The following is a 24016-nucleotide window of genomic DNA, read 5'->3' on the forward strand; positions in this document are numbered from 1 at the left end:
ATTGTTTCAAAAACGGATACACACCATGACCGAAGCCGCTCTCGCCCCCGAACTCCCGCACGCTCCGTCCGTCATTCGGCTGCTGCTGGGCAAGCTGGGCATCGCTTACGAAGAAGTGCTCGACCACCACGGCCTCAATGCTTCGCGCAAGGTACAAGCCGTATTGCTGGACGATGCTGTGGGCGCGCTGATGGTGCTGTTTCCGCAGAGCCAGTTGCTCGACCTCAATCGCCTCGCCGAACTCACTGGCCGACGCCTGACCGCCGTGTCCACCGAGCGCCTGGAAAAGATGCTCGGCAAACACAGCCTGAGCCTGCTGCCGGGCCTGCCGGCGCTGACCAGCTCGCCGTGCCTCTACGAAGAAAGCCTGCTGCGCGAACCGAAGCTGCTGATCAACTCCGGCGAGCCGGGCCTGCTGCTGGAAATCACCAGCGAGAACTTCAAGACCATGCTGACCAAGGCCAGCGCCGCCAATTTCGGTGAAGCCCTGAGCAGCATCCGCCCGAACCTCGACCGCCCGGACGATGACCGCGAGGAAATCACCCAGGCCGTGCAGGCGTTCACTGCACGCCGGATTCAGCAGCGTCTGGAAGCGACCATCGAAATTCCGCCGTTGGCCGAGACGGCGCAAAAAATCATCAAGCTGCGCGTCGACCCCAACGCCACCATCGACGACATCACCGGCGTGGTCGAAACCGATCCGGCGCTGGCCGCGCAAGTGGTGAGCTGGGCGGCGTCGCCGTATTACGCCTCGCCGGGCAAGATCCGCTCGGTGGAAGACGCGATCGTTCGCGTGCTCGGGTTCGATCTGGTGATCAACCTCGCGCTGGGCCTGGCCCTTGGCAAGACCCTGAGCCTGCCGAAAGACCACCCGCAACACACCACGCCGTACTGGCAGCAGTCGATCTACACCGCCGCCGTCATCGAAGGCCTGACCCGCGCCATGCCCCGCGCCCAGCGCCCGGAAGCCGGCCTGACGTATCTAGCCGGTCTGCTGCACAACTTCGGTTACCTGCTGCTGGCCCACGTGTTCCCGCCGCACTTCTCACTGATCTGCCGCCACCTGGAGGTCAACCCGCACCTGTGCCACAGCTACATCGAGCAGCACCTGTTGGGCATCAGCCGCGAACAGATCGGCTCGTGGCTGATGCGCTACTGGGACATGCCCGATGAACTGGCCACCGCCCTGCGCTTCCAGCACGACCCAAGCTACGACGGCGCCTACGCCGAATACCCGAACCTCGTCTGCCTGGCCGTACGCCTGCTGCGCAGCCGCGGCATCGGCTCCGGCCCCGACGAAGACATCCCCGACGCCCTGCTCGAACGCGTCGGCCTGAGCCGCGACAAAGCCAACGACGTGGTCAGCAAAGTCCTCGAAGCCGAAGTCCTGCTGCGCGAACTGGCCTCGCAGTTCAGCCAGGCCTGAACCAAAACAGGCCCGCTCCCCCAAGGTTTACACAACCTCTGTGGGAGCGAGCCTGCTCGCGAAGAATCCAACTCGGTTTCCTGGATGTACTGAACCCCTGTGGCGAGGGAGCTTGTCGAATCGTCGCACCGTCCCGCTCGACTGCGCAGCAGTCGCAAAACCAGCCAACAAGATATGCCTGACACAACAAGGCCTCAGGGTTTAGGGCCGCTCCGCAGCCCAGCGGGAGCAAGCTCCCTCGCCACAAAAGCTCTTCTGATCAAGACTCGGCTCAAGCCTTAGGCTTGGCCTTCCTCGGCTTCAAATACTTCATCAATCCCTGAAACCACATCACCAGCGCCGGATTCCCCTTCAGCTGGATCGACTTGTCCTGAATCCCCTGCATAAACGCCAGCTGCTTGTTCTTCGCCTGCATCGTGACAAAGGCATACCCCGCATCCTTGAACGCAATCGCAAACGCCGGCTCCGCCACCACCCCAGACTTGCTGGTAACGCGCTGATTCTTCACCACGAAATGCCGCGCCACTTTCCCGTCCAGCGTCTGCAGCTGAAACACCAGATCCTTGTCACCCAACTGCTGCTGGAACGCAGGATTTGTCCGGCTGGCCTTACCCATCAACAAACCCATCATCCACAGAAGAAAACGAAATTTCATGCGCACAGCCTCAAAAGGAAAATGAACGGCCGGGGCAGTGTAAGGGATTCAGACGATAACGCCACTATCTGCCTCTAATGGAAGATGATGCAGCCCATTTCCCGCACAATGACCGCCAAGTCACGCTTCTGCACGCCACTTCCTACACCTGTTGAAACACATCCCTGTAGGAGCTGCCGAAGGCTGCGATCTTTTGATCTTCCGGCCTGCAAACCTATGGGAAATTTCCTGCAAGGCGTGGTGTTGTGCGTGAACTAGGCAGGATGAGGGTTCATCGATAGCCTCAATAGGTCACCACGAATTGGTGATACGGACGTGCAAGTCCGGCGGGAGTCCACATTGGTTATGGCAATTCGCCGAGCGTTTTCATATGCTCGCGGATCGTTATGGCTGCTGTGTATGGGAGGCCTTCGGGTCTGCCGGGTGACTCCACCGGTCTTGCACACCTATGCACAGCTGCCACCACTTTCGAAGTGCGAGCGAAACGGTGTCGGCTCCTGAAACTGGAGTAAGACCGAATGATCAAACCAACACCCAATCCCCCCGAAACCCCAGACATATCGCCCTACGAATCGCTGGAATCCAAGAAATTCCACGAAGCCGCCGAACGCGCCCTCGACCACCATTTCAAACCGCGCACCGAATCCCAACCCAAACGCGAAACCGGCCTCTTCAGCCTCACCCCCGGCACCGATGCCGAAGCCCTGATGGCCAACGCCTCCGAAGACCTTCTGTCCATCAGCGCCATCGCCTGCGACCTCGCCGACGACCTCCACGGCTCCCGCCGCTCGGTTGCACTGGCCCTGAGCAGAATGGCGGATGGGGTGCGATTGATGGTGGAAGGGACGCTCGACCACATTGAAGTGCGGAACCTGGCAGCCAAGTCGTAGCGGGATTTACGGATGAAAAAAGGGGACGTTAAGTCCCCTTTCTGCACCTATCGGTAAAAAATCCAGACACAAAAAAACTGCCAATCAGGCAGCTTTTTCGAGAATCCGAAACCTTCAGCCGGACAGTCGACCGACAGACTCGAAATCACTGCCTTTGGACAGTGCGACATCCAGAAAGCGGCTGCGCTTACCGGAACGTTTGGCCAAAACCTCACGAGCTTCGGCCTGGAACCGGGCAGCCATCATAGGCTTGGGTTCATGTTTGGACTTTTTCATGGAAACCTCTCGGGTCTCGAAATTTGACTGGATAGTATTACCGCTCAACCCCAATAACAAGCCGGCCCGTCGGATCAAAGCCAAACCCTAAACTCTCATACAACGGTATAGCAGCGGCGGCTGGTTCTTGAACTTCAATTTCCGTACAACCTATTAAGATCGCGTAGTTTTCAATCGCGGTTAGCGCCAAAGCAGCCACGGTGCCTCGCAACGGATGAGATCTGTCCGGCTTGCCCTCCAGAATCACAATCTTGATGCACAGCTTGCTCTTGCGAGGTGAGGCATAACACAACCCACATAATTCCCGGTCGAACCAAAGCGAGACATCAAAGCCTCGGATGTCAGCCTGCTTCCATTGATGCACGTCATGCCATGGGTATAGCGTAGCCTCATCCCCCCACAGATCGGCGGCTTCGATGGCAGCAAGAGTAATGGGCTCATATCGAATTTGAGTTGTATCAATACCTCTGGTTATGAGGTTCTGGTTCTCGCGCGCCAGGGCTTCCGCTGCCTTACGCGCCTCAGATCTCCAGATCTGGTAGCGATACCCGTTCCCTCGACTCTTGGACATGGACAACCACTGGCAATTTTCAAGCTCGAGAGCGTAGCGGCGTTTGAAGACTTTTGAACATCAACAGAAATACCCTGACATTGATTATCTGGTCCGAGCAATTCACGGCCTCTAGCTTCAGCCGCCTACGCCATCGCTCAACGGCAGGACGACACCAACACCACTTCAACACCGCCACATTGCATAACATCGCGCTGGGTGTAGGCGTCCTTCCGGAGCGGCGAAAGCTGGAAGCGAAAGCAGCAGCGCAAGGCTGCCCGCCAAATAACGATGACTCATGAAGACATCCTTTTCGCCGTTAACCGACCTGCTGTTTAGTCATGCACTTTGCATAGCCGTCGGCGAACTTGGCATCGAATGACAGCTCCACTGGCTCCTCCAGTTCCGCCGAGGTGTTGAGCAATACCCGAGTGGCCGGGGTGTATTTGATCCAGCCGATGGTGCCGGTACCGTCGGTGTCAAAGAGCAACTTCGCACGCACCACTTCGCCGTCATCTTCATCAATCAGCAAGTTGACCTTGTCCTTGCTGACATAGCGAAACGGGAAATTGCTGCTCCTGACCATTTCGGTGAGATAGCCATAGCAATTCGCTGCCTCGGCGGATGCCGGGATGGCGCAGATAAGTGGCAAGAGTAAAAGAGCATTCGGCGTGAGCCGAATGGAAAAACGGTTCATCCAATCATCCTTAATCAAGCGGCGGCGATTACAAGTCTTTGAACATCAGCAATCGGAACTCGTTGTTCACAAACTCGTAGTAGCGAGTCCTGTAGCGGGTTTCCAGCTCATTGCCCTGTGCGTCTTCTTCAGTATCGGCGGAAATGCCGGAAACGATGAGCATGCGACTATCGGGCTGGTAGACAATGGCGAAGGTGCTGCCGTCGTAGGCATTCGGCAGACCACCAACGACTTCCCCAGTCTGGGCGTCCAGCACTTCGCCGCAAATGGCGTTGCCGCCGCAGCCGAGCCTGTGCAGGATGTAATGGCCGGCGAAGTTGACCTTGCCTTTCAGGGCTTGTGTCCGCGCTTGGTCCATCATTGGGCTGCTGTTTTCTTGCGGCACCAGCTTATGGTTGGGGCCGGTGAAAACTGGCGTGACGGTGTAATCCTTGAAGGTTGGATCTGCAGCGAAGGCCATGGCGGTTGAAATTGCCAAGAGACTGCCCGCTACCAGTGACAGCCAGTTCATACGCAACAATAGTGTTTTCACTTCCTATCCTTCGAATTGATCAATTCCAACTCACCATCCCGATACAACACCTCACACCCCATCCACGCCGGATCCACCTGCGGCATCACCGCCGAGGGCTTGCGCAGTTCCCGCAACAACGTCGAACCATGCGACAACCGCCCACCCATCCGCGCAATCACCGCCCGGGCGGTCTGATAGTGCGCGTGACGCCCGGGATCGAGGGTGTCTTCCAGCAGGATGTCTTCGCCAAGAATGCCCCTCACCTGCCCCGGATAAATCATGAAACCGGTCGCCCGCTCCGCACCTTCGCGACCGTCCTGCCAAAAGCTGCCATCGCGGGTGCGCACGTCGGGATGCGGCGCGAACCAATGTTCGCGATCCGCCATGGGCATGGCGTGGTGCAGACGGAAGAAGATGCGCATCAGATTGTCGCGATACCACTCGCGCACTTGCAGGTAGTAACCGCGCAGGCCCGGCAGGCCGGTCGAATGCGCGAGGCGGATCAACCCGGACCATTGCGGGAATGGCTGTAGCGGCAGTTCGCTCGACGCGGGTCGCGGGGTGGCCGGGTCGGTCTCCCACGGCAATCGATGCGGACTGTTTTCCAGATTGTCGTACGCGGTCGGCGGGCGGCCCAGCCAGTCGCCGCCACTGCTGGCCAGCGCCGTGGCGATGCACAGATTGCCTTGCACCACGAACACGTAGAACCGGGTGAACCAATCTGCCAATTGCTGGCCATCGGCAGCTTGGGCGACCAGTTTGGCCAGCTCACGATCGAAGCGCTGCAAACCGTTTTCAAGGCTCAGCAAATAGCCGCGAGCCTTGCGTTGCATACGCAAAAACAGCGGCAACGAACGCAGCATCTTCAGCGGTTGCCACGGCAGATGCGGCGTCGCACCACCAACTTCACCTGCGTAGTTGCTGGCGCTGATGCCCCAGTCGGCCAACCGGGCAAGAAACAGGTCATTGTTGATGTAGGACGCGCCGCCGAACACAGCAGTGAACGGCTCGTTGTCCTGCAGCACCCGCGCATCCCAACGCGCCATGATCGCCGGGATACTCGCAGCGGCTCGGCGCTGGGCGTACTCCACCAGCACACTGGGTTGCGGCGGCAGGATCTCGGCGATGTTGGCGGCCGTCAGGTGGCGGCGCCAGCCGTAGTCGCTGATCGGCCGGTATTGCAGCAGCCACAGTTGCGTACCGTCCCAGGCCCATTCGACATCGCCGGGCACATAGTGGAACACCCGCAAGACATCCTGGAGAAAGCGCCACAGCACGTCTTCGGTCAAACCGTGGGCGGCCGTGAACTTGCCACTGCGCCAGGCATCACCAAGCCGCGAAAGCGTTGCTCGTGAGGGGCTGACGTGACCGTCGGCCAGCGTTTCGAGATGGCCTTCAACCCACTCCAGCTCTACCGAGAGATGGCGCACGAACGCGATCCCGGAAACTACGGGGGTGATGAAGCGTTGCACCACCACTTCCTCGACGCCTTCGGCCGTCAGTTCGGCGATGCGTTTCGGCACATTGGCGGTCGGTTCGCGCAGATAGGTTGTGCTCAAACCGGCATTCGCCGAATCGGCCTGATCCTCGCCATAACTGGAGGAGCGCACCGCCCAGGTCACGTCGGGTTGGGCAGCGAGAAATGCTGGCAGACGCGGATCATTGCAATCGTTGAGCGTCAGCGCCGCCGGCACCGCTTGCCGCGCCAGTTCAGCCAAGCGCAAACGCCCGCCCTTGGTGTGCGCGACAAACCCGCGCTCGCCCGACTCCAGCCACTGTGCGAACTGCGCGGGCGAGTCGATCCATGGGTAATGACCCCAACCGGGTTTGAGGCTGATAGTCAGATCAGCGCGAGCGAGAATCGTCGACCACGCCGCCGCTTGCTCGATGCCGAGCACAGCGTCCTGATCGCCCCAGACCAGCTCGACCGGATCGGTGATCCACTCCAGCAGCGGCAGCGCGGTGTCGGCGCGAATCAGGTCCCAATGCGGCACGAACGCACGGCAACGCGCATAGCCGGCGCCCATGCGCTGGTACTGCGCGGGCGTCCAGGTCTGGTTGGAAAACTTGCGCGCGAACAGTGTGGGCTGGTTCGACAGCAGCCAGTGAATGGTCTTGCGGATCGGCAGCGGCGACATCAGTGCAGGCAACCGCCGCTGCCACAGAAACGCACCGACTGGCGCCAACAAAACGCTGCGGGAAAAGTGCCCCGGCCGACATTGCAACGCATGCAACACCAGCAACGCATTGACCCCGACCGCCATGATCGCGCTGCCCTGCTGTGTCATCGCCAGCAAGGTCTGCGCGTAGTCCGCCAGATCCTCACAGGGCGGCTGCGGATTGGCGCCGAAACCCGGCAACTCCAGCGGCACCACTTCGTAACGCTTGAAGTGCGGCAGCGCGTCATCCCACCAATCGGCGGCGCTGCCGTTGCCGGCCAACAGGTACATCAAGGGCTTGCTCATGAGCGATCCTCAGGTCAGATCGCGCAGAGCGGCGTCGAGGGTTGGATAACGGAATGTGTAGCCGGCCTCGGTCAAACGCTGCGGCACCACGCGCTGACCGTCGAAGAATAGCTGCGCCATCTCCCCTGCCATTGCACGCACTGGCGCGGCGGGAATATGGAACCACACCGGACGCTTGAGGACCTTGCCGGCCTGCTCGGCGAACGCTGCCTGACTGACCGTTTCCGGCGCCACCATGTTGTAGGTGCCGCGCAGACTGTCGTCATTGAAAGCCCTTGCGATCACCTGAAGCACATCGTCGCGGTGCACCCAGCTCATGATCTGCCGACCATCGCCCATGCGCCCGCCGAAGCCAAATCGGAACGGCAGCAGCAACGGCGTCAACGCACCGCCCGGGCCGAACACCACGCCGAGGCGTAGCACCACCTGACGCACGCCAAACTCAGTGGCCGGTTGCGCGGCGGCTTCCCAACGCGCGCAGAGTTCGGCCATGAAACCGTCGCCCTTGCTGGCGTGTTCATCGAGGCTTTCGCTGGCATCGCGCACGCCGTAGAAACCGATCGCCGAGGCCTGAATCCACAGTGCTGGTTTGTGCTCGGTGTTCTTCAACCAAGTCATCAACGCTTCGGTGGTGCCGACTCGGCTGGCGAGCAGTTGCGCCTGACGCTTGGGACTCCAGCGTGGGCCGGCGACGGGCGCGCCGGCGAGATTGATCACTACGTCGAAGGCTTCGTCGTGGCTGAGTTCGCCGAGCGAATACACACAGCGGACGCGGCCGTTGAACAGATTGGCCGCGTTCAACGGATCGCGCGTCAGGACGCTGATCGAATGGCCGGCGTCGAGTAATTGATTGACCAAGGCTTCACCGATAAACCCGGTGCCGCCGGTGATCAGCACGCGTTTGAAAGCGCCGCCGGCAAACGAGTTGGATTGGCTCCGAGTCTTTACTGAAGGGGATTTTCGGCGGTCATGCCGATACAGCCAGAACAACGGCGGCACCAGCACCAACAACGCAAAACCATCGAGCCACATGTGCGACCAGACCTGTTGTTGCGCTGAAAGCCACATGTCCTGCGGCGCCCATAACAGGATGCCCGCGATCAACCAACCCCAGACTGCCGGGGCTTTCAAGCGATTGCCCAGGTGCACCAGCGCGAGCATGTACAGCGAATAACTTTGCAGCGTCGCGCCGAACAGCGCGAGCCACCAGACCTGTTGTTCGTGGCCGGCCGCAGGCACCGCATCGGCGCCCCAGAATGCGAGTTCCAGGGTGTGCAGGTAGCCGTCAAGTAATCCGGAATGCCCGGCCCAGGTCAGGGTGAGGCCGGCGAGAATGTGCACGATTGCGGCGGCGTATAGCCAGAGTACTAACGCTGGGCGAAGGGAGATCGAGGGGGCTGGCATTCCGTGTCCTGAGCGCATTCCTTGGGGGTGGGGAGTTTAAAGGAAAAGCGTAGGGTTTCGGGGGTTGTCAGTAGCAGTAGCTGGGTTTGATTGGTGTGGTGGAGTTTTTCTTCAAGTGTTCCAATCCGAAACTCGCGCCTTCACTACCCTTCGCGAGGGCCATTTGGTAACAGGCCATGGCTCGAGATGGATCTTTGGTACCCCATTCGCCGCTAGCGAAGGTAGATCCCAACTTGCTGATCGCGTTGGCATTGCCCATTTTTACGGCGCCCATCAGTGCTTGCTCTGCAAGCGCAGGATTTTTGCAGGGACCGTCGGATGTTAGTTCGTTGCCATCGCAGTAAAACTCGGAAAGTCCCATCGCACCGTTCGGCAAAGTAGTGGCCGCGGCTTTAATAGTGACTCCAAAGTATCCGTCGGCACCTGCGGCGCCATGCCCGAGAGGCTCAAAATAGCGGCTTTATAACTGGCAAGTGGGTCTCCGGAGTGTGCTGCACATAACAAGTTTTCCAGCGTGGCCTCATACAACTCAACGGTGCGAGGCTGGTCTTCCGGTGCACCCAATGCTTCGAACGCCTCGGCACGCTGGAAACAGAGACTTTCTTCCTTGCTCATCGTCGGCGTACTCGCCGCGACCAGGTCTTTCTCGCGAATAGACCAGTCTTCAACGCCTTCAAGCACCCAGCACGCCTGACGGGAAAAATTGAAGACTTTGACGTTGCTCCAGCCGGCGCGTCGATCCACAACAGTTGAGTGGCTGTCGTCGTATTCCCAAATCACAACACCCGGCGTTTTGCGAGATTCAATAGATGCCATCAACGGATAGGCCAATCCGGCGCCCTTCTCGCCCGTGGTCACAGGCTCGAAACGTCCCGGCTCGGCTTTTGGCTTTAACACCAACGACTTGACGGTAAACGCGGTGAGCCGGCGCTGTGCTTCGATATCGGCAGAAAACACTGCCAGGAACGGTAAGAAATCCTCGGATGGGCAAGCATTACTGGCGCTGACTTTTTCGGATAACTGCGCCGACTGTGCCGGCACAATCTTGTCCAGATACGCCGAGCGCTCGCGGCTCATTCTGGCGATGCACGAGTTAACAGCGAACACATGCGCAGGCATCCCCGTCTCGATCTCGAATGCTTCCAAAGGGCAGTTCGCATCGCGTAATTTCAGCCACGCACGTTGCGACTCTTTGACCTTCGCCGCGTACTCTGCGCCCAACGCCGGATCTGCTCGATAGTCAGACTCAAGCCGCGCCATCAATTGCTTGTAGCTGAGGTTCAACTGCGTATCGGCAGCCTTCTTCGCTGCCTCCGAGCAGGGCACCATTTCCAGGCTTGATGTGACATGGCTGCAGTCGTCCTGCGCATAGGCCGCTGAAACCGGCAGCAGCATGGCCAGAAGGGTAAAAACGAAACGGTTCACTGTGTTCATCCTTGAGTCATTCAGGCTTTGCTTTTGGCGAAGCGGGTGACGCATTGCTTGGGTATGTTCATTTCCCAATAGGTGCTGAGCAACGCTTTACGTTTTTTTTCGACGAGCAAATTAACGAAGCCATCGCCGCAGTCCGGCTGCAATTCTTCGAAGGTGCCGGTTTTTACTTGGTAAATGAACACCCGGTAGTAATGGTAAGTGCCCATGCCGTCATCCAGTTGCCAGATCGCGAAATCCTGAGCGCCGTCGAAATTGAAATCGTCGAACTGCATGTGGAGTTCGTTTAAGGCCTCAAAATCGACTGTCCGAGACTCGCTGTGCGTTTCGCCTTTAACTGCAATGTTCAGCGTGGAGCCTTCGAGAACCAGCGTTGCTTCAACGCCGTGGGTTGGGCTGAACGTAGCGGTTTCGGCTAGCGACGGGATCGTCCACAGCAGGCCCAGCAGTGATAACGCTAAAGTTTTGAAATGCATGTACTCGCCCTATTCCCACTTGCATCCGGACTCCGGAGAGGAGTCGATGCTGGTATTGATTCCGAAACTGTACACCTTGCTGTTGGACTGCTTTGTATAAGACATCGAGACGATCTGCGAGCCTTGTGTCATCAACTCATAAGTGCCCGTGACCTCGCCGTTGATGACTTCGGACCAAGTTCTGGTGTGCTGCCAAGGCGCGTCCGGATCGAGGATTTCATTCTGAGAATCCGTCAACACAATGGAAATAGGCTCGCTGGATTTGGCGTACTTCACAAAACCACCGGACCATTTGCTGGCTTCGTCATAGTAGGTACGGAGTTCGAACTTTACCGGGCTCGATTGGGATAGTTCGAAGCAAAGTGATTCGGTGGTGACTGCGCTTTGAGCGCCTAAAGGAAATAGCGCAAAAAAGAGAAAGAAAAGTTTATGCATGCTCATCCAAGTCGTCGCTTTCACGCGAATGCTCTGGCTTGTCCGTTTCAACGTCTGCTCTTGTCCGGTGCCAAAGCCAATTGGCGAGCACGCTCTATCGTCGCGCGAATTAGGCAGGCATCGGACCACTCACCGAAAACAGATTTATGCGATTTCGGGTCGGCCTGGCACTCCGCATCTCGAAATTTCATCCAGGCTCTTTGAGTTTCCCTCAGTGCTTTCTGACCGCTTTCGTCCAGCCGACTCATACGATCCCGATATACAGAGTTCAACAATGCATCCGCGTCAGGAACCATCAGATCAAGAACACCATTTCCCGAGGGAAACCACTCAACGTCCGCCAATGCCTGTTCGCTTTCATTGTTCCAATTGTAGAGGCCGTTTTCTTCGATCTTCAGTGTGGCGGATCGCTGATGGTGATTCGTCGGATCACTCTCGCTGACCTCCGAGCGATAAACAATTTCCAAATAGATAGGGTCGGTTGTTCGCTGAGGATCATTCAATAGCGTTTGCCGAACAATGGCCCGTTGCTTTTTGCTCTCAGTGATCTCTATCGAAAAGCACGGATCCGGCCCAGGACGTTGTGCGGACGCCTTCCTCTCCAGGCATTGATTACGAACCGCCATGGAAGGGGTATCCGAACCGCCACCCACATCAACGACTCTGACAAGCAACCGGACTTCCGGATCCTTGGAAAAGTCGGCCTGAAGGATGGTGGCAATCATCGTGCCCTCAGCCATGACCACAGGCGACAGTATTGAAAGTAAAATAATGAGACTGAATCTGAAAATCTGCATTCCTTGGCGTCCGTAAAAAAGTCAGTGACCCGTTCAATTCTGAACGGGCCTGCGACAGAAGATAGAGTCAGAACCGACAAACGGGCCAGATCTATTTAAGTTCTCAACCAAATTCAAATCGGTCGAGCGTAACAAATAAATCCGTCCCGCTTACCACAACTAAGGCCAAAGCGGCTGCGCGCAAAAATCATCCGCCCCCAACTATAAAAGTGAGCAATTGACGATTTAAACCAAACTATAATCCGCCTCCATTTCGTGGGGATGATGTTTCATCTGCAAATCTAATATAACGTCACCAAGGGAGAGACACCTTTCAGTAGTACTCGCCCTGCGGCCCCAAGGCTTCAAAGACCGGGATATGTTATTTTTTTGGCAAAAGAACTTTCATCTACCAAATCTCTCTTACTAACACCATACTTATTAATTAAATCATCACGCGAACCTAACGACCCAAAAGAGCGAAACGAATTACTATAAACGTAATTTACCAACTTTCCATCTAACGAATAATAACCATGCCACTCAGGGCACGCACCACAGCCGCCGTAACCGCCGATGGAAATTAAACTTCCCTGGCTCCCCTTAATACAAGCCATCGAAACGACCACATTAGAAAGTATTTTCACGGTCGATCCGCTGCTGGTCAGCTGTGATATTTTATCAATCTTCCGACGGTTCTCTTGTCCATTTATCTTGATTATTTGATCTGTACATACAGGGAGGCCACTGTGATCCTCCGACTTTGCGACGGTGTCATTCTGACAAATAGATACAAGCTCCACCTTCGATCCATCACATTCCAAGATATCTATTTTTTCAGGCAAGCTGGAGTTTTGAGCAGAGGCAGCCATTGCCGAGGCACAAAAAAATGCTGCTACACCAACAAGATATTTTTTATTGAAATTCACCACATTACTCCATCAAGTCTGCAATAAAGCCGACCTTCATCGGCAGATCACTTTCACCAGCCAACTCTTGACTTACCATAGCATTGTACTCTGCAATAACATCTTCCAGCTTCACTGTGGGCTGGCCATATGGGGATCCAGGAAGACTTGCCCACTCTTTATTACACTTTTTAATAGCTGACTTTATATCCCCCCGCATAATCTCGGGAAGTGCATCTCTACGATACTTCAAAATTACCACACAGTATCGATCCTGCATTGCAGGTGTAAAATCAGTAATACCGTGCTCTTCTCGTAGTTTAATGATACCAGGGTCATCCCAAACATATCTCATAACCTGATAGGCACCGGCAGCGGTCGAAGAAATAACCTTACCGGTTTTTTTGACCGTCTTTTCCATAAGAAGACGTGGATGGTCTGCAAATGTTTTTCCGTAGTCCTTAATAAAGGACTCTCCGCCAAACAGATGCTCATACCCTTCAAGGCCGATCGTTCCCTCACCAATTTTGAGCATTCTCAGGAACGCACGAATCCGAGCCTCCTCAATGGTCATGACGTGAATCTTTTTCAAATTGTCGATAAATGCTATTGGATGGAAGTGATAGATAGACTTTGGTAAAGCGATTTGCATCGCTCCCGCCAGTTCGTCCCAGAAAACAAGTTTATCGATTCTTTCTTGCTCAAGCTTAAGTACCTCTGGAGTTTCTAAAAGGATTTCCTTCAATCGTGCCCACTTCGGCTCAGATGATTTTGCTTGCCACTCTGTTGGGTGATAGGCAATGAGCTTGGTCCAGCGACTACGTAACTCTGCATCTCGGAGTGCTGTCTGCAACTCTTCAACAGTAACATTACCGTCCGCCACACCCTTGCCGTCAATTTCGGAGTAGATTTTCTTAAAAAAATCCGGCATTGCATCAACATCTAGAAAACCATCAGCGCTTTCATTGTTTTCCTTGACAATACTGAAGCCTAGCTTTTCCCAATCATGCTGGCTAATTATCGTAGCACTGTCTTTTGGCAAGAAACCTTCCAGCGAAGCAGACTCATTATTAATTGAAAGCCCAAACCACTCTTTTCCGCTTGAGTCTTTTGTAATCTTCGCCTTACTCACAGGGACAATTATTTTTTCTGCAAGAGGTGTTTGCTTTGGAGAAAATGAGACTTTTCCTTCAGCCTCGTTTTTTTTATATAGATCCGTCCCACTCTCAAGAACAAGATATTGATTCCCGCTTGTCAACCCTTTGGTATTCTTTATAAGACTGGCGATATCATCACTACTGAAAACCTCAATATGGACCTGACGCTTGCTTGATTTACCCCCAGCCGGCCCTGCTAGCACCTCATTCAGACCTAGATAGCCAATCGGATCTCCGGCTTTGACTGCAATATTCGTAAGAACCACGCTGTCGAAATTAACCGGTACTACCGGAGCCCAGTCAACAAGATGGTTGGACTTATCATTTTCCACACAAACCCAAAATGTAGGTGGAACAGCACCACCTTTTTTCAAACCAGTAGGAGCACCTGAGCTACTAGGTACAAAAGTGCACTCAGCCATCTTCAGCAGTTTACCTTTTACATCTAGGTTTAGGACCTTTTCGCTATCAAACTCAACAACACTAGATGTGCACAAAACCATTTCTGAACTTATTGGACTACCTGCTTTTGCACCGTTGACTTGTGACTCTGGCGGATTACGCAGCTGTAGGCCTTTCGCAGTAACTGTAGCTCGAACTTTACCCTGCCAATATACGGGCCTCAATCGCTCAACTTTAGCTTCTGTGGGATATTGAGAAAAAGGCAAAAGGTGCATATAAAGACTGAAAAAAGTCATTACTTCTTCTGATGCTGCACTGCCACTCTCTCCACGCTTTCCAGGAACTTTATAGTCATGCCTAACTAAACAAAACGAACTTGAATATCTCAATTCCGTATTATTGCCACCCAGCTCAAATACTGATTTTACGTAATCTTCATTCAGACGATAGGCTACGACAACTCCATCAGCTATACACCGAACGGGCTGAGCTTCGATACATTGAGGCGCACTCAGCTCACTTATATGAATGCCACCATGCCAGAACTTATGACCGCCCAGTAAATAGTTCCCTGACACCTCTTTAGCAAGTTCCGGATAGATCTCATCCGAATTTTCATACTGACTTCCATCCGCCTTTCTAATGGGGTATTGAAACGTCATTATTGGTGCAGGGATATTCGGCTTTGGTGTCGCGGCTGGTGCTGGGGCCGCAGCTGTGCCTGTCCTAAACTCTTCTTTCGCCCTTAAAAATTTTGTCGGTACGGGCCAGTAGTACGCTGGTGGCTTAGTACCAAAATACGCTTCAGAAGGTCCATTTGTAGTTTGCGCACCAAAAATCTTACCAGCCCCGGACTTGGAGTTAAACTCCATGACTATACCGGTATGAAACAGCGGCTTGGTTCCCTTGAGTGGCATTTTGTTAATCCAAAGGGCAATATCACCCTCCTTTACATCTTCGGGTAACACTTCGGTGTAATACTTAGAGTTCTCCATCACTCTAGTTTCTTCATATGGAATTTTGTACCCCGCGCCAGTAAGCAAAAGATTCACCATATGAGAACAGTCAATCTCTTTCTTTCCGTCTGCGTTGGTTTTCTGACCATCACCGCCCATCAAGTAAACGTAACCGCTATTAATGTAAGAATGTCTTAAATCAAGTGGCTCAGGCATTTTGGCTTCCCGCAAATTAATAGCAATAACTGGATTTAGCGGCGTCAGTTTTTTGCGCATCCAATCGTTTTAAGTTTCTTGCCGCGATTTCATTCCCCTTGTCGGCGGCGAGACGATAGCAGGCGACTGCTCTGGTCATGTCCTTGGTTACAAGTACCCCGTCTTCAAAAGAATAACCTAGGTAATTTAGGGCATCTGCCGAACCCATTGATGCAGCGCGAATAAGCTCTTTTTCGGCTTGCTCTGGATGTCGGCAAGGCCCTTCGGGTACAGGGTTGTTCCCGTAGCAATAGAAGGTCGAAAGAGAGGCTGCACCGTCGGCAAGCGTTGTCGCGGCAGCCTTGAAAAGCGCCTCGACTTTTTCCGTTTCCAGCTGTGGTGCCATTCCAGAAAGACTCAGACCCGCAGCACTCAAACTTGCTTGTGGGTCTCCAGAAGCAGCAGCGCACACATAGTTTTCCAGCGCAGCCACAAACAGTTCACCGGTTAGCCGATATTGCTCTAACCCACCTAACCCAGCGAAGGCTTGCGCGCGCTGATAACAAAAATTCTCGGAGGTGTTCATGGTCGGCGTACTCGCCACTACGAGATTTTTCTCACTAATCGACCAATCCTCAACACCCTCCAAAACCCAACACGCCTGGCGAGAAAAGTTAAAGATCTTGATGTTGCTGTTACCTGCACGCTTATCAACAACGTTGAAGTGACTGTCGTCAACCGCTTCGACTTCGACACCTTCTGTCTTACCTGTGGCTACGGGCGCCATCAGTGGAAAGGCCAATGTCGAGCTTTTGACTCCCGTCGTTTGCGGCTCAAAATTTCCGCTCTCCCCAGCAGGTTTCAAAACCAGCGATTTCACCGTCATCGCAGTCAACCGCTGCTGAATTTCAGCATTCGCAGAGAACGCCGGCAGGAACTGGGAAAAGTCCTCAGACGGACACTCATCCGCATAAGCTCTGCCATGAAACAGGCTCAACAGCGACGCGGTGAAAACCGCCATCGCGACGCCATTGCTCTTCTTCAAAAAACCATTCATGTCGATCACTCAGAAAACACAAAAAAAGCCTTCGGCTTAACCTTCTCAGGCGGCGCATTCAACAACGCCTGATCCATCAAACTCCCCGCCTTATCCTTATCCGCCGCCCCCGGCAGCACCGGCGGTTTAATCCCGATCCCGGTGCCGGAGCCAGCTGAGCCACCCGCATTAATTTTCACCACCGGCCCAACCACGGTCACACCACCACCATCGAGCTTGATAAAGCTCCCACCCCCAAGAATCGTCAGCTCCGTCCCCGCCTCAATAACAATCTTGTCCCCAGCCTTGAGGTGAATCTCTTTCCCCACGCTGGTGAGCTGCGCCGTACCCAGCTTCACATGCTGGTTCTGCCCAACCGTCAGATGATCATCCAGCTTCGCTTCAACCTTGCGGTCGCTGATGGTGGTGCGGTGCTCTTCGGCCTTGAGCTCGGTGTAAGTGTTCTTCACCACGGTGTCGTGGCGTTCGTTGCCGACACGAATCTTCTGGTCGTGCTCGATGTTTTCATCCCAATCACGCTGGGCGTGGATGTAGATTTGTTCGGCGCCTTTCTTGTCTTCGATGCGCAGCTCGTTGTAACCGCCGCCACCCGGGGAGCTGAGGGTTTTGAAGACGCTGCGGGTTTTGTTTGCCGGCAGGGCGTACGGCACCGGGTTTTCCTTGTGGTACAGGCAGCCGGTGACGAGGGGTTGGTCGGGGTCGCCTTCGAGGAAGGTGACGAGGACTTCCATGCCGACGCGCGGGATGGAGATGGCGCCGTAGCGGTCGCCGGCCCAGGAGCTGGAGACGCGCAGCCAGCAGCTGGTTTTGTCGTCGGCCAGGCCTTCGCGGTCCCAGTGGAATTGCACTTTGATGCGACCGTATTGGTCGCAGTGGATTTCTTCGCCTTTGGGGCCGGTGACCATGGCGGTCTGGCTGCCGAGGACGCGTGGTTTCGGGTGTTCGAGGGCCGGGCGGTAGAACACGTCCCAGGGGGTGGCGAGGAAGGTGTTGCGGTAGCCCTGGTGGAAGTCGTCCTTGTTGTCGGTGGTGTCGCTGGTCACGCCTTCTTCGAGGACTTGCGGCTGTTTGCCTTCGTGGAAGATTTCGGTGAGCAGCCACAGGTCGTTCCACTCGCTGCGCGGGTGGTCGGACAGGGCCATGAAGTGGCCGCTGACCAGTTTGGTCTGGTCGCCGCGACCTTCGGCCTGGCGGTAGTCGGCGCGGTGGCGTTCGAGGGCGCGCTGGCTGAGGAACTTGCCGCGCGCACGGTCGATGAAGCGGCCCGGGTAGTCGTAGTCTTCCAGATCCGGTTCAGTGCTCTCGCCATCCGGCTTGTAAGCCGCTTCCATCTGCAGGCGCGGTTTTTCGAAGTCGTAGTCGCGACGCGTGGTGCGGCTGGTGCGGGTTTCCAGGCGCAGCTTGAAGCCTTTGATCACCGGTTCTTCGGCGACCATGCCGCTGCCCTGTATGTAGGCAGTCGGCTGGCCGAGGTCGGGGAACACCGTCTGGTCGTCGCCGAACACCAGCAGGTGAGCTTTTTCGCTGTGCTGGAAGTGGTAGTGAATACCCTCCTCTTCGCACAGGCGCTGGACGAAGTGCAGGTCGGTTTCGTCATACTGCACGCAGTAGTCGCGATCCGGGCACGGCTGGCTCAGCTGGAAGCTGTAGGCGTTGCCCTTGATCCCGTGTTCGTCGAGGATCAGCGCGATGATTTTCGGCGCCGACATCTGCTGGTAGATGCGCTGGTTGGTGCGGTGATGCAGGTATTGCAGTTGCGGTACCAGCGAGACCTTGTAGCGGGTCAGGCGCTTGCCGGCATCGCCCTGGGCGACACGGTATATCTGCCCGTGAATGCCCGAGCCCTGTGGATCGAATGCGAGAAACGCCTGCTTGTGCAGGAGTTTTTCCAGGTCCAGATCGGGGTTTTCGCTGACCAGTTCGAGGTCGAAACGAAACGGCTGGCTGATGCCTTCGGTGCCGGTGAACGACAGCACTTGCAGGTCGCCCACGTAGTCTTCGACCTTGAGGCTGAAGTGGGTTTCGTTAGCTGGGTTGAACATAAAGCGCTCCCTGTTCGAATGTCGTCCGTTACGCCCGAAGTCGCAACCGTTGCAGCCAGGACGAAGTGGCGCCCAAGGCGTCACGCAATTGTTGGGCAGTGATGGTGCGTTCTGCCGCATTGAAGCTCAGCGCGGTTCGCAGCGCTGGCCAGCCGTGTTTCGGTAAGTTCGCCGGGGCTTGCAGCTCGCGCTCCAGGTGCTCGTCGCGGGCCTGGGTCGAGGGCAAGCGGCGGAACGGGTGTTTGCCGCTCGCCAGTTCATAGATCACGCAGGCCACGCCATACACGTCCGCGCTGGCCGACAACGGTTGGCCCTCAAGCAGTTCGGGGGCGGCGTAGCCCGGGGTCCAGGCGTTGAAACGCTCGCGGCTCAGGTGCGGCAGGCCGGGCAACACGCCTTCGTCTGCCTGGCCGAGACCGAAGTCGAACAGGCGCAGGCCGTCTTCGCTGAGCATGACATTGCTCGGTTTCATGTCACCGTGCAGCACGCCGCGACGGTGGGCGTAGGCCAGCGTATCGAGCAGCGGCAACGCGATGTCGCGCAGTTCTTTCCACGGCAGGCCCAGAGGCCGCTCGCAGAGCAATTTGTCCAGGGTCAGGCCACGCATGTATTCCATGGTGATGAAGGCCCGCTGGCAGTCGGTATCGACTTCAAAAGTATGTGCACGCACGACGTTGTCGTGGCGCAGGCGTCGGGTCAGGGCGAACTCGCTGTAGAGCAAGGCACTGGCGTCCGGCGATTCGGCAAATTCTTCGCTGAGGATTTTCAGCGCAATGTAAGGGTCGGGATCGCCGAACTGCTCGTGCAGCAGATCTCGCGCCCTGTAAACCGCACCCATGCCGCCCGCCCCGAGCAGACGCTCGAGGTGGTAGCGGCCGGCGAGTACGTCCGGCAATGCACCGATGCTGGCCTTGGTCGGCGCCAGCAGCGGCTCGGCGTTGTTTGCCTTGGCGAAGGCGAAGTAGGTCAGGTTGCTGGCCTGCTCTTCGCTCATCAGCAAGTCATCGACTGAGGATTCGATTTCAGTCATTGGCGGATCACCACGGCAGTCAGGTTGTCCCGGGCGGCGCCACGCAGGGCGCCGTCGAACAGACGTTCCAGCGCCACGTGCGGCGCGCTGAGGCTGAGGGCGTTGCCGAGGGCATCGCTGCTCAGGCCCTGATACAAACCATCGCTGCACAGCAAAAACGCATCGCCCGGATAGACCTCGAGTTCGAGGACATCCAGGGTCAGCTGTTCGGCGGCGCCGACGGCTCGGGTCAAGGCCTGAGCCGCCGGGTGCGCCGCCGCCTGTTCGACGCTCATCTGTTGCTCGTCGATCAGTTGCTGCTGCAGCGAATGGTCTTTGGACAGCTGATACAGCCGCTGCCCGCGCCACATGTAGCAACGGCTGTCGCCGGCCCAGATGCAGGCCGCGCGATTGCCTTCCACCAGCAGCGCCACGACGGTGCTGCCCATGATGCTGTCGTGGCGTCCGGCGGTGACCGTCAACTCCTGCCCCAAGCGCCGGTTCAACCAGTGCAGGCACTGGCGGATGGCCTTGAGGCGTTCGTCGAAGTTCTCGTGCTGCGGCAGTTCAGCCAGGCTGGCGACGATCAGCTGGCTGGCGATGTCGCCACCCTGATGACCGCCCATGCCGTCCGCGACCACCCACAGCCCCTGCTGTGGATTATCGAGGAAGGCATCTTCGTTGCGCGCCCGCACCTTGCCCGGGTCGGTACGCGCCGCGCTGCGCCAGGGACTGGCCACCAGCATCAGAGCTGCACCGGCATACGGAAGGTGCGCAGCACGCCCATGTCGAACGGGTTCGGCGTGCGCTGGCTGGTCAGCAGGTAGTTGGCGCGCAGGCCACCCACGTCGGCTTTCAGCACCAGCACGTCGCGACCGGTCAGGTACTCGGTCTGCATCAGGTCGAACAGACGGAACAGCGACCATGGGCCGGAGTTCTTCTCGATACCGATCGGACGCCCCGCCATCTTGTCCATCACCAGACTGGTGCGACCGTCTTCAGCATCGGTCGGCCACTTGAACGACACCGGCACAATCGGACCGTGACGGTATTCGATGGTCTTGTCGCCGAACTTGAACTCGGAACGGCTCACCGCCGGGTCGAGGGTGTACGGTTCCAGTTTGAACTGCACGGTCGGCTCGGCCGGGTTGATCGAGAAGAAGCTCTGGCGAATCGTCAGCGCCGCCGCCATCTGGTCGAGATACATCTTCGACACCGGCAGGCTGTGACCGTCGACGCTGCGCATCCGGTAGTTGCCCGGATCACCGCTGACGAACGGACGCATGTAGCTGTCGAAGAAGCGGTCGACGGTGCCTTGAGCGCGGAAGAACTCGCGGAAGTCGCTGATCGCCACGTCGCTGGTGCTGCTGGCGCTGAACGGATAACGCTTGCTGATGGTTTTGCCATACACGCTGTACAGCTCGTTCTGATAACGGCCGTTCAGGTATTGGTAGGCATCGTTGAGCACCAGGCGCCACGAGTCCTCGGCCAGCACGTTGAACCACACGCTCAGCGGACGCGGCAGGCGACCCGAGGCCGCACGCAGGTTGGTCAGCGCATCACGCTGGCCGCTCATGCGGGTTTTCGCCATTTCGAACGCGGCTTGTTCCGGCGTGCTGGAACGGGCCAGACCGGACAGTTGCAGTTGCAGGTCGTTGAGCGCGGTGAGGGCCGGGGTCAGGTCAGCGGCCGGGCCGTTGTTGTCATCGAGCAAACGATGCAGCGGCTCGAAGCGACGTTGCAGGGATTTCTTCGCGGTGTCCGGCAGGCTTTTCGCCACGTTCAGCGCCGAAGCCTTGTCGGCGACAGCCGGGGCCAGTTTGCCGACCTTGCCCAGTTTGCCTTTCTGCCCTGCCAGTGCATCGGCAGCATCACCGGCTTCATCCACCGGATCGGCAGCAGCCGGGAAGCGCGTGTTCTCGCGCACTTCAGTGAGCAATGCCAGCACCGGCGAGTTGGCCGACGTCAGGCCCGCCAGTTGCTCGGCGCCTTCACCGGCGTCGCTGATCGGCGGCAAGGCCACCTGGCCAACGGCTTCGCTCCAGTAGTTGGCGTAGTCGCGGAAGTACAGTTGCTCCAGTTCGACCATCAGGCGACGCAAGTCCATGTCGCTGATGCCCGCGCCTTCGCCCAGCACCCAGTTGTCACGCAGGATGTCGGTGACCAGCGCCGAGCCCTGCACCGAGAAATACTGCTGATAACCCTGCTGGGTGTAGAACCCCGGGATCACGTATTCGGTGCCGATGAACAGCGAGCCCTGCGGGCCGAGGTGTTGGCTGAAACGGTATTCCGGCAGGTTGCGCGCCTGCTCGCGGAGCATGCGGTAGACCACGGTGGCCAGCGATTCGGCGCGCAGTACCTGACGTGCCTGAGTCACCAGTTGATCGTTCAGCGGGTAGATGAACGGCTGCTTCAGCAGGCGTTCGAGGTGGGTGTTCAAGCCGTTCTGCACCGCGGTGTTGCCGGTGTAGCGCTGCGACCAGTCAGTGGCGACCCAGTCCTTGAGCCACGCCGCGTCACGACGGTCTTTCATGTTCAGCATCAGGTACGCACGCAGGCTGTTGAGCAGCTTGTCGCGGTCCTTCATGTTGGCGCGGATCTGCCCTTCAAGCAGGGTCGCGACCCGTGGCAGCAATTGCGCTTCGAGCTCATGCTCGTAGGCTTGCCTGACCACCGGATTGACGTCTTCGCCCTGATACAGACCGCCACGCTCGTGGTACGAGACGTCGCCTTTCTTCGGGAACACCTGAGTCGCGGCGTAGCTGGTGTCGAGGGTTTTCAGCACGCCCATCGCATCATCACGCGGGGTCAGCGCTGAACGCTGCTGAGTCCAGTTCTGCGCCAAGGTGCGCAGGTTTTCCAGACGCTCATAGTTGGCCGAGAAACCACCGGCCCAGAGCATGCCGAACAGGGCCAGTGCTGCCAGTGCACCGACGTACAACGCACGCTGGCCCCAATGAATGCGGCTGCGCTCGCGCTTGTCCAGACCGGCCAGATCCGACTCGGGGAAGATCACCCGGCTGAGCAGATGATGGATGAAGCGCGAACGGCCGCTGCGCAGGGTCGGCAGCACACCGGCATTCATGCCCAGGTTGGCGCCGATGCCGGCAGTGGTCGCGTCCATTTCCTGCGTCAGATGCGGAGCGCTGGTCAGGTAGAAACCACGCAACAGCGTCGCACGCTGGTAACGGTTGCCGGTGAACGCCAGGTCGACGAACAGGCACAGGCGCTCGCCGATCTGCCCCAGTTGATGCGGGAAGTCGAGGATGCGGCCACGGCGCTGGGTATCGCGCTCGGAGTGCATGCGCATGATCACCTGATTGTTCAGGCGCCGCAGCAGCTCTTCAAACTCGCCGCGCAGTACCGCGACGTCGGTGCCGACCTGATCCTTGCGGAAACTGGTCCCCAGCACCTGATCGCTTTCTTCGCGGGTCAGTTGATCGAAGAACTCGTCGAAACCGAGCAGCTTGTCCGCCTTGCTCAGCACCAGATACACCGGCACATCGACGTGCAGTTTCTGATAGACGTCTTGCAGACGACCGCGCACCTGGCGCGCCAGGGTGTCGATGTCCTGCTCGCTGCCACCGGTGAGGGATTCCACCGGAATGGTCACCAGCACACCGTTCAACGGACGCCCGCGACGACGCTTGCGCAGCAACTCGAGCAAGGTGGTCCAGGCACTGCCGTCGACTTCCGCGTCCGGCTGCGTGGTATAGCGCCCGGCAGTGTCGATCAGCACACCGTGGTCGGCGAAGTACCAGTCGCAATGACGGGTGCCGAGGGTGTCGCGGGTCAGCTTGCGGTCGATCTTGTTGATCGGGAATTCCAGGCCGGAGAAGTCCAGCAGGCTGGTCTTGCCGGAGGCCTGCGGACCGATCAGCAGGTACCACGGCAAGTCGTTGCGCCAGCGTTCGCTGCGGCCACGATACAGGCTCGAGGTCTTCAGGGTTTTCAGCGCGTCCTTGAAGCGCGCCTTCAACTCTTTCTGCTCTTCTTCGATCAGCTCGTCACGACGAATGCGATCCTGACCGTCTTCGGTTTCTTCGACGGCTTTCTTGCGGATGCCCGCGCGCCAGCTGACGAAGACCATGGTCAGGCCCCAGATCAGGAACAGCACGCTGATGGTCAGCAGGCGCGAGGTCGCGCTCTCCCAGAACTTGTAGTCATCCACCGCCAACAACGGGCCGACGAACCACACCAGCAATGCCACGAACAGCACCAGCAGCAAGGTCCAGACCCAGGTCTTGCGCAGGAAGGCGCCGACTTTCTTGAAAAACTTTTTCATCACACGTCCC

The 24016-nt window shown here is 57.3% G+C and carries 20 protein-coding genes; 2 read left to right on the forward strand and 18 right to left on the reverse strand.

All coding sequences use genetic code 11. The features are described from left to right. Positions 1 to 25 precede the first annotated feature (25 nt). Entirely contained in the window at positions 26 to 1426 is a 1401-nt protein-coding gene (locus tag AC27VU_RS01925) for an aminoacyl-tRNA deacylase and HDOD domain-containing protein (RefSeq protein WP_488723289.1), read from the forward strand. Positions 1427 to 1697: 271 nt separating this feature from the next. Here the strand turns inward: AC27VU_RS01925 and AC27VU_RS01930 are convergent, their stop codons facing one another. Beyond that, on the reverse strand, positions 1698 to 2081 hold the full coding sequence (locus tag AC27VU_RS01930) for an SCP2 sterol-binding domain-containing protein (RefSeq protein WP_488723290.1): 384 nt from the start codon (positions 2079 to 2081) through the stop codon (positions 1698 to 1700). A gap of 518 nt (positions 2082 to 2599) precedes the next feature. On the opposite strand from AC27VU_RS01930, the gene AC27VU_RS01935 reads away from it, so the two are divergent. Beyond that, positions 2600 to 2971 (forward strand): DUF6124 family protein, encoded by a 372-nt coding sequence (locus AC27VU_RS01935; protein WP_027610398.1) that lies wholly within the window; start codon positions 2600 to 2602, stop codon positions 2969 to 2971. 114 nt (positions 2972 to 3085) lie between these two features. Here AC27VU_RS01935 and AC27VU_RS01940 read toward each other — a convergent pair whose 3' ends face one another. From AC27VU_RS01940 to tssM, 17 genes are all read right to left on the reverse strand, one after another. Continuing rightward, a complete protein-coding gene (locus AC27VU_RS01940; RefSeq protein WP_488723291.1) occupies positions 3086 to 3247 on the reverse strand; it encodes a hypothetical protein in 162 nt (53 codons plus the stop codon). A 37-nt stretch (positions 3248 to 3284) separates the two neighbouring features. Beyond that, the gene (locus tag AC27VU_RS01945; protein ID WP_064589829.1) at positions 3285 to 3818 is read right to left on the reverse strand and encodes an N-acetyltransferase; all 534 of its coding nucleotides are present in this window, start codon (positions 3816 to 3818) and stop codon (positions 3285 to 3287) included. 298 nt (positions 3819 to 4116) lie between these two features. After that, positions 4117 to 4494: a hypothetical protein gene (locus AC27VU_RS01950; protein WP_488723292.1), complete on the reverse strand. Its 378-nt coding sequence runs from the start codon at positions 4492 to 4494 to the stop codon at positions 4117 to 4119. A 28-nt stretch (positions 4495 to 4522) separates the two neighbouring features. Beyond that, entirely contained in the window at positions 4523 to 5005 is a 483-nt protein-coding gene (locus AC27VU_RS01955; protein WP_488723368.1) for a hypothetical protein, read from the reverse strand. A 17-nt stretch (positions 5006 to 5022) separates the two neighbouring features. Continuing rightward, complete coding sequence (locus AC27VU_RS01960; RefSeq protein ID WP_488723293.1) at positions 5023 to 7473, reverse strand: alpha/beta hydrolase; 2451 nt, start codon at positions 7471 to 7473, stop codon at positions 5023 to 5025. A gap of 9 nt (positions 7474 to 7482) precedes the next feature. After that, positions 7483 to 8877 carry a TIGR01777 family oxidoreductase gene (locus tag AC27VU_RS01965; protein WP_488723294.1) on the reverse strand — a complete coding sequence of 465 codons (1395 nt, stop codon included), beginning with the start codon at positions 8875 to 8877 and terminating at the stop codon, positions 7483 to 7485. A 321-nt stretch (positions 8878 to 9198) separates the two neighbouring features. After that, positions 9199 to 10302 (reverse strand): lysozyme inhibitor LprI family protein, encoded by a 1104-nt coding sequence (locus AC27VU_RS01970; RefSeq protein ID WP_488723295.1) that lies wholly within the window; start codon positions 10300 to 10302, stop codon positions 9199 to 9201. Positions 10303 to 10322: 20 nt separating this feature from the next. After that, positions 10323 to 10784: an XAC2610-related protein gene (locus AC27VU_RS01975; RefSeq protein ID WP_488723296.1), complete on the reverse strand. Its 462-nt coding sequence runs from the start codon at positions 10782 to 10784 to the stop codon at positions 10323 to 10325. A gap of 9 nt (positions 10785 to 10793) precedes the next feature. Then, complete coding sequence (locus AC27VU_RS01980) at positions 10794 to 11243, reverse strand: hypothetical protein (protein WP_488723297.1); 450 nt, start codon at positions 11241 to 11243, stop codon at positions 10794 to 10796. 23 nt (positions 11244 to 11266) lie between these two features. Next, on the reverse strand, positions 11267 to 12016 hold the full coding sequence (locus AC27VU_RS01985; RefSeq protein WP_488723298.1) for a lysozyme inhibitor LprI family protein: 750 nt from the start codon (positions 12014 to 12016) through the stop codon (positions 11267 to 11269). Between the two features lie 344 nt (positions 12017 to 12360). After that, positions 12361 to 12924, reverse strand: a complete 564-nt coding sequence (locus AC27VU_RS01990) for a hypothetical protein (protein WP_488723299.1) — start codon at positions 12922 to 12924, stop codon at positions 12361 to 12363. A 4-nt stretch (positions 12925 to 12928) separates the two neighbouring features. Further along, complete coding sequence (locus tag AC27VU_RS01995) at positions 12929 to 15694, reverse strand: glycoside hydrolase family 24 protein (RefSeq protein WP_488723300.1); 2766 nt, start codon at positions 15692 to 15694, stop codon at positions 12929 to 12931. After that, a complete protein-coding gene (locus AC27VU_RS02000; protein WP_488723301.1) occupies positions 15651 to 16670 on the reverse strand; it encodes a tetratricopeptide repeat protein in 1020 nt (339 codons plus the stop codon). Before AC27VU_RS02000 ends, AC27VU_RS01995 begins: the two co-directional genes overlap by 44 nt. 5 nt (positions 16671 to 16675) lie before the next feature. Next, the gene (locus tag AC27VU_RS02005) at positions 16676 to 18712 is read right to left on the reverse strand and encodes a type VI secretion system Vgr family protein (RefSeq protein WP_488723302.1); all 2037 of its coding nucleotides are present in this window, start codon (positions 18710 to 18712) and stop codon (positions 16676 to 16678) included. Positions 18713 to 18740: 28 nt separating this feature from the next. Continuing rightward, positions 18741 to 19742 (reverse strand): serine/threonine-protein kinase, encoded by a 1002-nt coding sequence (locus AC27VU_RS02010; protein WP_488723303.1) that lies wholly within the window; start codon positions 19740 to 19742, stop codon positions 18741 to 18743. After that, on the reverse strand, positions 19739 to 20467 hold the full coding sequence (locus AC27VU_RS02015; protein ID WP_488723304.1) for a PP2C family protein-serine/threonine phosphatase: 729 nt from the start codon (positions 20465 to 20467) through the stop codon (positions 19739 to 19741). Before AC27VU_RS02015 ends, AC27VU_RS02010 begins: the two co-directional genes overlap by 4 nt. Further along, positions 20467 to 24006 carry a type VI secretion system membrane subunit TssM gene (tssM, locus tag AC27VU_RS02020; RefSeq protein WP_488723305.1) on the reverse strand — a complete coding sequence of 1180 codons (3540 nt, stop codon included), beginning with the start codon at positions 24004 to 24006 and terminating at the stop codon, positions 20467 to 20469. Before tssM ends, AC27VU_RS02015 begins: the two co-directional genes overlap by 1 nt. Positions 24007 to 24016: the final 10 nt, after the last annotated feature.

The organism is Pseudomonas sp. 14P5.3.2 (assembly GCF_057799175.1).